This is a genomic window from Streptococcus oralis subsp. dentisani, assembly GCF_003944205.1.
GTDB lineage: Bacteria > Bacillota > Bacilli > Lactobacillales > Streptococcaceae > Streptococcus > Streptococcus oralis_BH.
Genome location: NZ_RJPH01000004.1, coordinates 13,608 through 26,737 on the forward strand (window position 1 = coordinate 13,608; position 13,130 = coordinate 26,737).

13 protein-coding genes are annotated in these 13,130 nt (G+C 42.4%); 11 read left to right on the forward strand and 2 right to left on the reverse strand.

What is annotated here, in order from left to right:
• Positions 1-29 precede the first annotated feature (29 nt).
• The 6 genes from D8805_RS04140 (at position 30) to recA (ending at position 5,282) form a co-directional block, all read left to right on the forward strand.
• Entirely contained in the window at positions 30-653 is a 624-nt protein-coding gene (locus D8805_RS04140) for a hypothetical protein (RefSeq protein WP_125415561.1), read from the forward strand.
• 103 nt (positions 654-756) lie between these two features.
• The gene (gene tsaE / locus D8805_RS04145) at positions 757-1,200 is read left to right on the forward strand and encodes a tRNA (adenosine(37)-N6)-threonylcarbamoyltransferase complex ATPase subunit type 1 TsaE (protein WP_125415563.1); all 444 of its coding nucleotides are present in this window, start codon (positions 757-759) and stop codon (positions 1,198-1,200) included.
• On the forward strand, positions 1,190-1,711 hold the full coding sequence (locus D8805_RS04150) for a GNAT family N-acetyltransferase (protein ID WP_000455507.1): 522 nt from the start codon (positions 1,190-1,192) through the stop codon (positions 1,709-1,711). Before tsaE ends, D8805_RS04150 begins: the two co-directional genes overlap by 11 nt.
• A 4-nt stretch (positions 1,712-1,715) precedes the next feature.
• Positions 1,716-2,750: a glycopolymer--peptidoglycan transferase LytR gene (lytR, locus tag D8805_RS04155; protein ID WP_009014109.1), complete on the forward strand. Its 1,035-nt coding sequence runs from the start codon at positions 1,716-1,718 to the stop codon at positions 2,748-2,750.
• Between the two features lie 72 nt (positions 2,751-2,822).
• Positions 2,823-4,079, forward strand: coding sequence for a competence/damage-inducible protein A (locus D8805_RS04160; protein WP_125415565.1), 1,257 nt, complete (start codon positions 2,823-2,825; stop codon positions 4,077-4,079).
• Positions 4,080-4,133: 54 nt separating this feature from the next.
• Complete coding sequence (gene recA / locus D8805_RS04165; protein ID WP_001085442.1) at positions 4,134-5,282, forward strand: recombinase RecA; 1,149 nt, start codon at positions 4,134-4,136, stop codon at positions 5,280-5,282.
• Positions 5,283-5,338: 56 nt separating this feature from the next.
• Here the strand turns inward: recA and D8805_RS04170 are convergent, their stop codons facing one another.
• Positions 5,339-5,893, reverse strand: coding sequence for a GNAT family N-acetyltransferase (locus D8805_RS04170; RefSeq protein WP_084975908.1), 555 nt, complete (start codon positions 5,891-5,893; stop codon positions 5,339-5,341).
• Positions 5,894-6,002: 109 nt separating this feature from the next.
• Here D8805_RS04170 and D8805_RS04175 point away from each other — a divergent pair, with 109 nt between their 5' ends.
• Together D8805_RS04175 and D8805_RS04180 are read left to right on the forward strand one after the other, a co-directional pair.
• Positions 6,003-7,373, forward strand: a complete 1,371-nt coding sequence (locus tag D8805_RS04175; protein ID WP_125415567.1) for an MATE family efflux transporter — start codon at positions 6,003-6,005, stop codon at positions 7,371-7,373.
• A 96-nt stretch (positions 7,374-7,469) separates the two neighbouring features.
• On the forward strand, positions 7,470-8,186 hold the full coding sequence (locus D8805_RS04180) for a YebC/PmpR family DNA-binding transcriptional regulator (protein WP_038806433.1): 717 nt from the start codon (positions 7,470-7,472) through the stop codon (positions 8,184-8,186).
• 47 nt (positions 8,187-8,233) lie between these two features.
• Here the strand turns inward: D8805_RS04180 and D8805_RS04185 are convergent, their stop codons facing one another.
• Entirely contained in the window at positions 8,234-8,932 is a 699-nt protein-coding gene (locus D8805_RS04185; RefSeq protein ID WP_038804170.1) for a CD20-like domain-containing protein, read from the reverse strand.
• Positions 8,933-9,124: 192 nt separating this feature from the next.
• Here D8805_RS04185 and D8805_RS04190 point away from each other — a divergent pair, with 192 nt between their 5' ends.
• Genes D8805_RS04190 through D8805_RS04200 form a run of 3 tightly spaced genes read left to right on the forward strand, consistent with a single transcriptional unit; the run spans position 9,125 to position 13,089 of the window.
• Complete coding sequence (locus D8805_RS04190; RefSeq protein WP_061417706.1) at positions 9,125-9,586, forward strand: MarR family winged helix-turn-helix transcriptional regulator; 462 nt, start codon at positions 9,125-9,127, stop codon at positions 9,584-9,586.
• Positions 9,570-11,339 carry an ABC transporter ATP-binding protein gene (locus D8805_RS04195; RefSeq protein ID WP_125415589.1) on the forward strand — a complete coding sequence of 590 codons (1,770 nt, stop codon included), beginning with the start codon at positions 9,570-9,572 and terminating at the stop codon, positions 11,337-11,339. Before D8805_RS04190 ends, D8805_RS04195 begins: the two co-directional genes overlap by 17 nt.
• Entirely contained in the window at positions 11,329-13,089 is a 1,761-nt protein-coding gene (locus tag D8805_RS04200; RefSeq protein ID WP_125415591.1) for an ABC transporter ATP-binding protein, read from the forward strand. Before D8805_RS04195 ends, D8805_RS04200 begins: the two co-directional genes overlap by 11 nt.
• The last annotated feature ends 41 nt before the right edge of the window (positions 13,090-13,130 follow it).

Genomic DNA, 13,130 nt, shown 5'->3' on the forward strand with positions numbered 1-13,130 from the left:
TAATCATGTATACGAAGGGAGAACTGAAAATGATAAAATCAATTCGCATCTTATTGTTGCTGGCTTTGATCCAGATTAGTCTGAGTAGCTGTTTACTGTGGAAGGGAGCCATCTTAACCTTAAAGCAATCAAGCGCCTATTTTCTAGTGTTTATCGTATTGGCATCAGGTCTGTGCGCAGGGATGAATTTCTTTTATACTCGAGATCAGGATGTTCATAGCATTATAAACAGTCAGAAAAAAGTGAAACTATTTTATAGTATCTTGTTGGTTTTAAACCTAGTAGGCGTCTGTCTGGTGTTGTCGGAGACTATTTTAACACAGACAGCTGTTCAGCAAGAGTTGGTAGACCTTTTCTTGCCTTCCTTCTTTTTCTTGTTTGGGATTGATTTACTTGTCTTTTTACCATTTGAAAAGTACAGTCGAGATTTGAAAACCACTCTCGATAAGAAAAAAACAGTTGTCCTGACAGTTTTGACAACCTTGCTGTTCTTGAGAAATCCAATGACAGTTTTATCCATTGTTTTTTATGTTGGTTTAGGCTTCATTTTTGCTCAGTTTTTATTTCCAAAATCTATGAGAAGAGAATTTTCTTTTTACGGGCACGTAATCCGAGATATTTTACTTGTTAGCGCCATGTGTATATTTTTTTAAAAACACTTTTCTATCAATAAAAATCCCTTATTTTACCAAAGTTGTTATAGTAAGTTTGTAAAGAAAATTCACACAAAAGAAAACTTTTTGGTATAATAGTAGTATGTACGCAAAAAATGAAGAAGAGCTGATTAATCTGGGAGAACGCCTAGGAACCTTGCTCCAAAAAAATGATGTTTTGATCTTGTCTGGGGAATTGGGTGCTGGTAAAACAACCTTTACAAAGGGTCTTGCCAAGGGCTTGGGGATTCGTCAGATGATCAAAAGTCCAACCTACACCATCGTGAGAGAGTATGAGGGTCGCCTTCCGCTCTACCACTTGGATGTCTATCGGATTGAGGGGGATGCTGATTCAATTGACTTGGATGAGTTTCTCTTTGGTGGTGGAGTGACCGTTATCGAGTGGGGACATCTTTTGGGTGAGGATTTGCCAGATTCCTACTTGGAGTTGGAACTCTTGAAAGAGGCTGAGGGTCGTCGCCTCTATTTTACCGCTCAGGGTTCTCGTGCTGAGGAATTGATTAAGGAGCTTCAAGATGGAGTATGAACTTTGTATTCGTGAGGCTGAAGCTCATGATGCCGCTGCTTTGGTTGCATTCTTGGATTTAGTTGGACAGGAGACAGATTTCACCAGTCTGGATGAAAATGGTATCTTGATGACAGAATCTGAAATGGCGCTTTTCATTGAAAAGCAAGCGACTTCAGATAACCAAATCACTCTCCTAGCCCTCCTGAATGATGAAATTGCAGGTGTTTTGAACATCACGGCAGAGCAACGTATACGGATTCGTCACATCGGGGATATCTTTTTGGTCATCCAAAGGAAGTTTTGGAATCATGGCTTAGGAAGCATACTCCTTGAAGAAGGAATTGAGTGGGCTAAAACCAGTGGAGTTCTGCGTCGTTTGCAGCTCAGTGTACAAAAGCGCAACGAGGCAGCTATCCACCTCTATTCAAAATTTGGATTTGTTACAGAAGGCTTACAAGAAAGAGGAGCCTATTTAAAAGAAGGGATATTTTTAGACGTTTACCTGATGGGTAGACTGATAGATAAATGATAAGATGGTAAAAAAAATAATCGGAATGCTACTAGCTTTTCTAGCAGTAACGGCTTTAGGTGTGGGTGCGTATGCCTATACTATTTATTATCAAGGAACTGAAACCTTAAGTAAAAAAACTTATAAGAAAATTGGTGAAGAAACCAACGTGATTGAGGCGACAGAGCCTTTGACCATTCTTTTGATGGGGGTAGATACGGGAAATGTAGAACGTACAGACCCTTGGGCGGGGAATAGTGATTCCATGATTCTTCTGACAGTCAATCCGAAAACCAAGAAAACCACTATGATGAGTTTAGAACGGGATATTTTGACCAAGATTGAGACTGGAAATGGCCAAGTTCAGGAAGCAAAACTCAATGCTGCCTATGCCAATGGCGGTGCAGAGTTGGCTATTTCAACCATTCAAAAAATGATGAACATTCATATTGATCGTTATGTGATGGTCAACATGCAAGGACTCCAACAGCTAGTTGATGCAGTTGGGGGCATCACAGTCAACAACACACTCGGTTTTCCAATTTCGATTGCTGATCAGGAAGAATTTAATAAAATCTCGATTGGAGTCGGTGAGCAAACTTTGAATGGTGAGGAAGCTCTGGTCTATTCACGGATGCGTTATCAGGATCCTGAGGGAGACTATGGTCGTCAAAAACGTCAACGTGAAGTCATTCAAAAGATTATGGAAAAGGTCTTGAGCCTCAATAGTATCAGTCATTATCAAGCTATCTTAAAAGCGCTTAGTGATAATATGCAGACAAATGTTGATTTGTCTGCCTCCAGTATCCCACAACTACTTGGTTACCAAGATTCCTTTAAAAACATCGAAACACATCAACTTCGTGGTGAAGATGCTGAGTTGCAAGGAATCTCTTACCAAATCGTAACGAGAGAGCATATGCTGGAAATGCAAAATCTTTTGCGTCGTTCCCTAGGGAGAGAGGACGTAGCAGAGTTGGAGACCAACGCTGTTCTGTATGAAAATCTTTATGGTCGAACAGCACCTTCCACAAATGCTTCAAACGAAGAGATAGAATAAAACAAAGAATCAAATCGTGGGACTTTCCTGCGATTTTTTCAAAAAAATTCGAATAGATAGGTAGGAGGAAAGATGAAAGCAGAAATCATTGCTGTAGGAACGGAAATTTTAACAGGGCAGATCGTCAATACCAACGCCCAGTTTTTATCAGAAAAGCTAGCAGAAATTGGAGTAGATGTCTACTTCCAAACAGCTGTGGGAGATAATGAAGCGCGTCTCATGTCCTTGCTAGAGATTGCGAGTTCGCGTAGTAGTCTAGTCATTTTGACAGGGGGCTTAGGGCCAACTGAGGATGATTTAACCAAACAAACTCTGGCAAAATTTTTGGGAAAAAACTTAGTGTTTGACCCTCAAGCGCAAGAGAAACTGGATGTCTTTTTTGCTCAAAGGCCAGACTATGCTCGGACACCTAATAATGAGCGCCAAGCCCAAATTGTAGAAGGGGCGACTCCACTGCCAAATGAGACAGGCTTAGCGGTAGGAGGGGTATCGGAAGTAGATGGCGTGACTTACGTAGTCCTTCCAGGACCTCCAAGCGAGTTGAAACCTATGGTCTTAAATCAACTTTTGCCCAAGTTGATGACTGGTACCAAGTTATACTCACGAGTGCTCCGTTTCTTTGGGATTGGTGAAAGTCAGTTGGTGACCATTTTAGCGGATTTGATTGATAATCAAACCGACCCGACCTTGGCTCCGTATGCCAAAACGGGAGAAGTGACCTTGCGTTTGTCTACAAAAGCAGTCAGTCAAGAAAAGGCTGATCAAGCACTGGATATCCTAGAGAATCAAATCTTGGATCGTCAGACTTTCGAGGGAATTTCTCTACGAGACATCTGTTATGGATATGGGGAAGAAACCAGCCTAGCAAGTGTCGTTGTAGAAGAACTAAAGAAGAGACAGAAAAGCATTACTGCGGCAGAAAGCTTGACGGCAGGCCTCTTTCAAGCGACATTAGCAAACTTTTCAGGCGTTTCAGCAATCTTTAATGGAGGGTTTGTCACTTACAGTCTAGAAGAAAAGTCCAAGATGCTGGAAATTGCCGAGCAAGAGCTAAAAGAACACGGGGTCGTTTCAGAGTTTACGGCTCAAAAGATGGCAGAGCAGGCACGGCTAAAGACTCAGTCTGATTATGGAGTCAGTTTGACGGGTGTGGCTGGGCCAGATAGCCTAGAGGGGCATCCAGCTGGGACAGTCTTTATTGGCTTGGCACATGCAAAAGGAACAGAAGTTATCAAGGCCAATATCGCAGGACGGAGCCGAGCAGATGTTCGTCAGATTGCGGTCATGCATGCCTTTAACCTAGTTCGCAAGGCTTTATTAAGTGACTAACTTTTGATATAATAGTAGACAGGTCTTAGGACTATTAGAATACAGGAGAAAAGAATGGCGAAAAAACCAAAAAAATTAGATGAAATTTCAAAAAAATTCGGAGCTGATCGTGAAAAAGCCTTGAACGATGCTCTGAAATTGATTGAGAAAGACTTTGGTAAAGGCTCAATCATGCGTTTGGGTGAACGTGCGGAGCAAAAAGTGCAAGTGATGAGTTCAGGGTCGTTGGCTCTGGATATTGCTCTTGGTTCAGGTGGTTATCCTAAAGGACGTATCATCGAAATCTATGGACCAGAGTCTTCTGGTAAGACAACGGTTGCCCTTCATGCGGTGGCGCAGGCGCAAAAAGAAGGCGGTATTGCAGCCTTTATCGATGCGGAACATGCTCTTGACCCAGCCTATGCTGCAGCCCTTGGTGTGAACATTGACGAATTGCTCTTGTCACAACCAGATTCAGGGGAGCAAGGTCTTGAAATTGCAGGAAAATTGATTGACTCAGGTGCAGTTGACCTCGTCGTTATCGACTCAGTTGCAGCCCTTGTACCTCGTGCGGAAATTGATGGGGATATTGGAGATAGCCACGTTGGTTTGCAGGCTCGTATGATGAGCCAGGCCATGCGTAAACTCGGAGCTTCTATCAATAAAACCAAAACAATTGCCATTTTTATCAACCAGTTGCGTGAAAAAGTTGGAGTCATGTTTGGAAACCCAGAAACAACTCCTGGTGGACGTGCTCTGAAATTCTACGCTTCAGTCCGTTTGGATGTTCGTGGAAGCACACAAATCAAGGGAACTGGTGACCAAAAAGATACCAATGTCGGTAAGGAAACCAAGATCAAGGTCGTGAAAAACAAGGTGGCTCCACCGTTTAAGGAAGCCTTTGTTGAAATTATGTACGGAGAAGGGATTTCTAAGACCGGTGAGCTCTTGAAGATTGCAAGTGATTTGGATATCATCAAAAAAGCAGGAGCTTGGTACTCTTATAAGGATGAAAAGATCGGTCAGGGTTCTGAAAATGCTAAGAAATACTTGGCAGATCACCCAGAAGTCTTTGATGAGATTGACCATCAAGTGCGTGTTCAATATGGCTTGATTGAAGATGAAGAAGGAACAACTCCTACTTCTGTCGTTGAGGATCTAGCACCTAACCAAGAAGTGACACTTGACCTAGGCGATGGACTTGAAATCGAAATCGAAGAATAACATAAAAAGTAGCAGATAGGAACTGCTACTTTTTATGTTTATTCCAGATGAAAGAACTAATGGTCACTAAAACGACGGTATTCGATATGAAAGTCAAAATAATGTTCATCTTGCAACTTCTGGAAGATGTCGCGATAGGCTTCTTCGTCAAAGTGGTCGCCACGATAGAGGATTTCAAAACTCAGATCATCGTACTCTAGGAAAGCATTGGCTGTTTTAAAGCCATTTTGTCGATAGAAGTCCATGCGGGCCTTTCTTTGCTCCAAGTTATCGCATTCTTCATCCAAGCGCTCGACTTCCAACAACATGGTTCGCTGGTAAAAATCAGTCAGCTTTTCAATGATTTCTTTTCCATACCCATGGCTTCTCAAGTGGGGCATGATAGCAAAAAAGCTAATATAGAAGGCTTTTTGATTGGAGATGGAGAAGGCAAAGCCAACAAACTCTTCTTGGTTATAAAAAGCAAAAAAGTGGGCGTCATCTCGGTCCTGATAGCGTAAGAACTCTGACAGAGGAACTCGTTCTTCCTCGGGGAAAGCTTCCTTGTTTAGCTTTTCAACCTTATCAAGATCAGGAAATACATCGGTTATTAATTGACTGGTCAAACTCATAAGTGACCTCCTTTTCTTGATTATAGCAAATTGTCTCTCTGTAAGCAATTGATTTCAGGATTCGTTAAAGAATCTTGTCGGTCCTCTGGAAAGCTGATATAATAGCTTTATGAATAAGAAACGATCCGTGGACTTGATACATGGTCCTATTCTTCCTGCGCTGTTAAGCTTTGCCTTTCCAATCTTGCTGTCAAATATTTTCCAACAGCTTTATAATACAGCTGACGTCTTGATTGTTGGGCGTTTTCTTGGTCAAGATTCCTTGGCTGCAGTAGGGGCAACAACTGCCATTTTTGACTTGATTATAGGTTTTACGCTTGGTGTTGGAAATGGCATGGGGATTGTCATTGCCCGCTATTATGGGGCTCGTAATTTCACTAAAATTAAAGAAGCAGTAGCAGCCACTTGGATTTTAGGTGCTCTTTTGAGCATTGTGGTCATGCTGATGGGCTTTGTTGGTCTGTATCCACTCTTGCAATATTTAGATACCCCTGCAGAAATCCTTCCTCAATCCTATCAATATATTTCTATGATTGTGACCTGTGTCGGTGTCAGTTTTGCCTATAATCTCTTTGCTGGCTTGTTGCGGTCCATTGGTGATAGTCTAGCGGCTCTTGGATTTCTGATTTTCTCTGCCTTAGTCAATGTGGTTCTGGATCTCTATTTCATTACGCAACTGCATCTGGGAGTTCAATCTGCGGGTCTTGCTACCATTATTTCGCAAGGCTTATCAGTGGTTCTCTGCTTTTATTATATCCGAAAGAGTGTTCCAGAACTGCTCCCTCAATTCAAGCATTTTAAATGGAACAAGGCTTTGTATGCGGATCTCTTGGAACAAGGTTTGGCTATGGGTTTGATGAGTTCGATTGTGTCTATCGGTAGCGTGATTTTACAATCTTCGGTCAATACCTTTGGAGCTGTGATTATTAGTGCTCAAACAGCAGCTAGACGCATTATGGCCTTTGCTCTGCTTCCGATGACGGCTATTTCTTCTGCCATGACGACCTTTGCCTCTCAAAATCTCGGGGCTAAGCGACCAGACCGCATTGTTCAAGGACTTCGAATCGGTAGTCGTTTGAGCATGTCCTGGGCAGGTTTTGTTTGTATTTTCCTCTTTTTTACCAGTCCCACCTTGGTTTCCTTCTTGGCCAGTTCGACAGATACTTACTTGGTAGAAAATGGCACTCTCTACCTGCAAATCAGTTCAGTCTTTTATCCGATTTTGAGCCTTTTGCTGATTTATCGCAATTGCTTGCAGGGATTGGGGCAGAAAGTCCTTCCTCTAGTTTCCAGCTTTATAGAACTAATCGGGAAAATCGTTTTTGTGGTTTTGATTATCCCTTGGGCAGGGTATAGGGGAGTTATCCTTTGTGAACCCCTTATCTGGGTTGCCATGACCACCCAACTGTACTTTTCACTTTTCCGTCATCCCCTGATAAAAGAAGGCAAGGCAATCTTGGCAGCCAAAGGACAATCCTAGCTGGATTTGCTGAACAAAATCCATTTCCTCTAGTGAAAATCGAAAAAACTTGTGTTATAATAAGAAAGATTAAAATGTGAAAAAAGGAGATTCCTAATGGGACGTAAATGGGCCAATATCGTAGCCAAGAAAACGGCTAAAGATGGAGCTAACTCTAAAGTATATGCAAAATTTGGTGTAGAAATCTATGTAGCAGCTAAAAAAGGTGATCCAGACCCAGAATCAAACACCGCTTTGAAATTCGTTATCGATCGTGCTAAACAAGCCCAAGTGCCAAAACACGTTATCGATAAAGCGATTGATAAAGCAAAAGGAAACACAGACGAAACCTTTACAGAAGGACGTTACGAAGGATTTGGACCAAATGGTTCTATGCTGATTGTTGATACCTTGACTTCAAACGTCAACCGTACCGCAGCTAATGTCCGTGCAGCTTTTGGTAAAAACGGCGGAAACATGGGTGCTTCAGGTTCGGTTTCATACCTCTTTGATAACAAGGGTGTGATCGTATTTGCAGGTGAAGATGCAGATGCCATCTTTGAACTTTTGCTCGAAGCTGATGTGGATGTGGACGATGTAGAAGCAGAAGAAGGAACAATTACTGTTTACACAGCTCCAACAGACCTTCACAAAGCTATCGTTGCCCTTCGTGAGTCAGGTATCCAAGAATTCCAAGTGACAGAATTGGAAATGATTCCTCAGTCTGAAGTGGAATTGTCAGGCGAAGACCTTGAAACCTTTGAAAAACTTTACAGCGTTCTTGAGGACGACGAAGACGTGCAAAAGATCTACACAAACGTAGATGGATTCTAATAGAAAAGCGAACAGACTTGCTAGCTGTTCGCTTTTTATATTTGAGATTAGATTCTGGTTCCAGAATCTCTTTGCTGCTGGCTTTCTCCTAGGCCTACAGCTATTTTATGAACGAGTAAGAGTTGACCATTATCCTGTTTTACAAAGGTTAGAGTAACGGTTTTGATTCTATCATTAATGCCAATATAGGTAATTTTCTTGGTGTCGTAGCCCTCAATGATTGAATCAAATTCGGAATTTGGTAGTCCGTGTTTTTTGATAATATCCTTGTAGTTGGTACCACCTTTTCCTTTATTGTCAAGGTCACCTTCGATTAAGGCGTCGAACTGTTCTTGGGTCCAGGTGAAGGTATCGTCTTCTTCCTCTTCAGGGATGGAATAGGCGCTATCATCTGTCAAGTCGCTTTCTTCTTCGCGTTCCATTGAGGAACTTGCCTCCCTATAGGAACGGTTAAACTCCCTGGCAAACTCTTTGTAGACATTAGCGTACAGTATCTGGGTCGTAAAGAAAAGTACAACAGAAGCAATTGCTAGGGATGTTCCGATAATGGCCATCGTTTTCCGTTTTTTAAGGTTGACGATAAGGCCGATAATGCCCAAGATCAAAGCGACAATAGCGATGAAAAACGATAGATAGTTAATAAACGGAATCCAAGACCCTAAAAGTGCGATAGCTCCAAAAATAGTTGCTAAAATTCCTAAAACTTTTTGTTCTTCTGGTTTCATTTGAAAGTTTTCTCCCTTCATCGAGTGAATGGATTTCTATCCATGGTAGTTAGTGCTTATTATAGAAAAAATATTGCATAATGTCAATTTGTGCCAAAATAGTTCTCTAGGAAACTTTTTTCTTGACATCTCTTCTGAAAGTGATAAAATAGTTCTCATGGAAACTTAAATAGTTCTTGTGAGAACTATTTAAAGGATAAGAAAGGAGCAATCATGGACAAGCCGATGTTAATGTTTAAACGTTTTGGACACCAGGTTCATCTGATGGTACAGAAAGAAGCCAAGCGATGTGGCATTGAATTTATGGGTGGACCGCAAGGGCAGGTTCTGCGATTTTTAGATTTTCAAGAACAGTCTAAAAATCTGGTCTTGATTAAAGATATCGAGCAGGAACTCAATATTACCAAATCTGTTGCGAGTAATCTAGTCAAGCGCATGGTACAAAATGGTTTGGTTGAGTTAGAGGCGAGCCCGAGCGATAAGCGGGCAAAATTTGTTCGCCTGACGGAGAAATCGCGTTCGCAGATGCAAAAAGTTAAGGAATTTTTTGATCGGATCGATCAGATTCTGCTAGAGGGTGTTTCAAAGTCAGACTTGGCAATATTTGAAAAAGTTCTCGGTCAGTTGCAAAAAAATGTTGAGAAGATAGGAGGAGAAGATGAAGAAACTCGCTAAACGTATTACAGGAAAAGAGTGGGGGATGATTGTCCTTACGATTCTTTTCACTTGTTTCTCGGTCTATCTCGAGTTAGAAGTGCCGACCTATATTTCGCAAATTACAGAATTACTGGGAACGTCTGGAACGCAGTTGGGTGAACTCTGGTCACCAGCTGCGAAGATGATTGGTTTGTCTTTATTGGCTTTCTTTTCATCTGTTATGGTTGGTTTCTTTGCCGCTCGTGTTGCAGCATCCTCTACAACCCATCTACGTAGAGACGTATTTCATCGTGTTTTAGATTTTTCGCAGACAGAGATCAAACGTTTTTCAATCCCCAGTCTCTTGACTCGGACGACCAATGATATTACCCAGGTACAGATGCTCTTTACCATGGGCTTGCAAGTGGTCACTCGTGGGCCAATTATGGCTATCTGGGCCATTGGAAAAATCCTTGGGAAATCGGAATACTGGCTCTGGGCGGTCGTTGTGGCTGTTATTGTGAATGTCTTGATGACCACCGTTCTCATGACTCTGGCCTTTCCAAAACAATCCGTCATTCAAAGACTTACAGATAAACTCAATAGCATTACTCGTGAAAGTTTGACTGGGATTCGAGTTGTTCGTGCATACAATGCAGAAGATTACCAAGATGAAAAATTTGAGGAAGCCAACGATGAGGTAACACGTCTTAATCTCTTTGTCACCCGTTTGATGGCGATTATGAACCCCATTATGATGGCGATTTCGAGTGGCTTGAGTCTAGCTATCTACTGGATTGGAGCCTATATCATCAACGATGCTAGCCTGACAGACCGTCTACCACTCTTTAGTGATATGGTGGTCTTCATGTCTTATGCCATGCAGGTCGTGATGGGCTTCTTGCTCATGAGTGCTCTCTTTTTCGTCCTTCCTCGTACCTTGGTTTCTGCAGGACGTATCAATCAGGTGCTAGACTTGCATTCTTCTATTGAAAATCCTAGTCATGCACAGATAGCGGCCCCTTCAGTTCAAGGACAAGTGGAATTCCGTGATGTAACTTTCCGCTACTCTAAAAACTCTGAAGCAGTCGTGGAACATGTCACTTTCAAAGCAGAAGCGGGTCAAACCGTAGCCTTCATCGGATCAACTGGATCAGGTAAGTCCACGCTTGTCAATCTCTTGCCACGTTTTTACGACGTTTCAGATGGAGAAATCCTAGTGGATGGTGTCAATGTGCAAGATTACGATTTGGAAGACTTGCGCAATAAGGTCGGCTATATTCCACAAAAAGCTGTGCTCTTTTCTGGAGATGTCAAGGAGAACTTAGACTTTGGTAAGAGCAAGGAAACTCCTCTAAGTGAGGCTGCTATGTGGCAAGCTCTAGAATTGGCCCAGTCTAAAAGCTTCATCGAGGACAAGGAAGCAGGTCTTGCATCAGAAGTGGCCCAAGGAGGAACCAACTTCTCAGGAGGTCAAAGACAGCGTTTGGCCATTGCGCGTGCCTTGGCTCGTAAACCAGAGATTCTCATCTTTGATGATTCCTTCTCAGCCTTGGACTACAAGACAGATCGTGTCCTTCGCCAAGAGCTAGCTGAGAAAACAAAATCCATGACCAAGCTCATCGTAGCGCAACGGATTTCTACCATTATGGACGCCGACCTGATCTTAGTTTTGGATCAAGGTAGAGTCGTGGGACAAGGCACCCACAAGGAACTTCTTGCAACCAACGAAGTCTACCAAGAAATTGCCTACTCACAACTATCGAAGGAGGAATTGGAACATGGAAAATAAAAAAGTGTCGGTCTGGAAACAGTGCAAACCTTATATGGCAGGCCTCCAACTCCCTCTTCTAATAGCAGTTGTGGCTGCAGTCATTTCAAGTATCATTACCGTTTATGGTCCAACTAAGATTAAAGAAATTACAAACTTAATTTCAGATGGTTTGATGACTGGAATTGATTTAGAGGCTGTGTCAAGTATTGCTAGCTTTTTAGTGATTCTCTATGTATTTGGCGCCATCCTTAACTATACACAGGCCTATATCTTTTCAACGAGCATTCAGCATTTTTCAAAACGCTTGCGGACAGCAATCGCTGAAAAAATCAATCGTTTGCCACTTGGCTATTTTGATCGTCATTCACAAGGAGACACCCTTTCGCGCGTGACCAATGATGTGGATACGGCAGCGCAATCTCTCAACCAAAGTCTAGGGACAGTTCTTTCAGCTAGTTTCTTGTTGATTGCTGTTTTGATTACCATGTTTGGCATGAACTGGATTTTGGCATTGGTAACCGTTGTATCAACCCTTGTTGGTTTTGCGGCGGTTTCCATAATCATGGCCAAGTCACAGGGTTATTTTAAAGCCCAACAAAATAATCTAGCGGCCGTCAATGGTTATGTGGAAGAGATGTACTCTGGCCACAATGTAGTGACCAGCTACAACGCAGTGGACACCTCCAAAGCGAGATTTGCAGGTTTAAACCAAGACTTGCATGATAGTATCTGGAAATCTCAGTTTATCTCTGGTATCATGATGCCAGCCATGTTCTTTGTTGGGAACTTTAGTTATGTCTTAGTCATCATCGTTGGGGCCGCGCTGGCGTTAGAAGGACATATCAATATAGGGATTACTGTAGCCTTTATGGTTTACGTACGGACCTTCTCCCAACCTCTGTCACAGATTGCTCAAGGGATTACGAGCTTGCAACAAGCGAGTGCAGCCATGACTCGTGTATTAGAATTTCTAGCTGAAGCAGAGATGCAAGATGAATCTCACAAGGAAAGACAATTGAGCAACATGAAAGGGGAAGTAGTCTTTGATCACGTGTCCTTTGGCTATACACCAGAGCGCACCATCATCCATGATTTTTCTGCGACAGCTCATGCAGGTCAGAAGGTCGCTATCGTTGGACCGACTGGGGCTGGTAAGACAACCATTGTCAATCTTTTGATGAAGTTTTATGAGATTGATAAGGGAAGTATCCGCATCGACGGTGTGGATACCAAGGACATGAAGCGTTCGGAAGTACACGATGCATTTTCAATGGTCTTGCAGGACACTTGGCTCTTTGAAGGAACGATTCGAGAGAACTTGATCTATAATCAGACAGACATCAGTGATGAACGTATGATTGAAGCGTCCAAAGCAGTAGGAATCCACCACTTTATCATGACTTTGCCAGACGGCTACGACACTGTTTTGGATGACACCGTGACCTTGTCTGTTGGACAAAAACAACTTTTGACCATTGCTCGTGCCCTTCTCAAAGATGCACCGCTCTTGATTTTGGATGAAGCGACATCCTCAGTCGACACACGTACAGAGGAGTTGATTCAAAAAGCCATGGACCGTTTGATGGAGGGTAGAACTTCCTTTGTCATCGCCCACCGCTTGTCAACTATTCGTAATGCTGATTTGATTCTTGTCATGAAAGATGGCAATATCATCGAACAAGGTAACCATGAGGAACTGATGGCGAAAGGTGGCTTCTACGCTGACTTGTACAATAGTCAATTTACAGAAGACGAAGCAGAAGAATAAATCAAAAGAAGGCTTGACGGCCTTCTTTTTCTGCACTATAC

What these genes read in the sequence shown, in the direction of transcription:
- D8805_RS04200 (WP_125415591.1), top strand. Translation starts at nt 11,329, where the DNA reads ATGGAAAATAAAAAAGTGTCGGTCTGGAAACAGTGCAAACCTTATATG.
- lytR (WP_009014109.1), top strand. Translation starts at nt 1,716, where the DNA reads ATGGTAAAAAAAATAATCGGAATGCTACTAGCTTTTCTAGCAGTAACG.
- D8805_RS04190 (WP_061417706.1), top strand. Translation starts at nt 9,125, where the DNA reads ATGGACAAGCCGATGTTAATGTTTAAACGTTTTGGACACCAGGTTCAT.
- D8805_RS04160 (WP_125415565.1), top strand. Translation starts at nt 2,823, where the DNA reads ATGAAAGCAGAAATCATTGCTGTAGGAACGGAAATTTTAACAGGGCAG.
- D8805_RS04195 (WP_125415589.1), top strand. Translation starts at nt 9,570, where the DNA reads ATGAAGAAACTCGCTAAACGTATTACAGGAAAAGAGTGGGGGATGATT.
- D8805_RS04150 (WP_000455507.1), top strand. Translation starts at nt 1,190, where the DNA reads ATGGAGTATGAACTTTGTATTCGTGAGGCTGAAGCTCATGATGCCGCT.
- D8805_RS04180 (WP_038806433.1), top strand. Translation starts at nt 7,470, where the DNA reads ATGGGACGTAAATGGGCCAATATCGTAGCCAAGAAAACGGCTAAAGAT.
- D8805_RS04170 (WP_084975908.1), bottom strand. Translation starts at nt 5,893, where the DNA reads ATGAGTTTGACCAGTCAATTAATAACCGATGTATTTCCTGATCTTGAT.
- tsaE (WP_125415563.1), top strand. Translation starts at nt 757, where the DNA reads ATGTACGCAAAAAATGAAGAAGAGCTGATTAATCTGGGAGAACGCCTA.
- D8805_RS04185 (WP_038804170.1), bottom strand. Translation starts at nt 8,932, where the DNA reads ATGAAGGGAGAAAACTTTCAAATGAAACCAGAAGAACAAAAAGTTTTA.
- D8805_RS04140 (WP_125415561.1), top strand. Translation starts at nt 30, where the DNA reads ATGATAAAATCAATTCGCATCTTATTGTTGCTGGCTTTGATCCAGATT.
- D8805_RS04175 (WP_125415567.1), top strand. Translation starts at nt 6,003, where the DNA reads ATGAATAAGAAACGATCCGTGGACTTGATACATGGTCCTATTCTTCCT.
- recA (WP_001085442.1), top strand. Translation starts at nt 4,134, where the DNA reads ATGGCGAAAAAACCAAAAAAATTAGATGAAATTTCAAAAAAATTCGGA.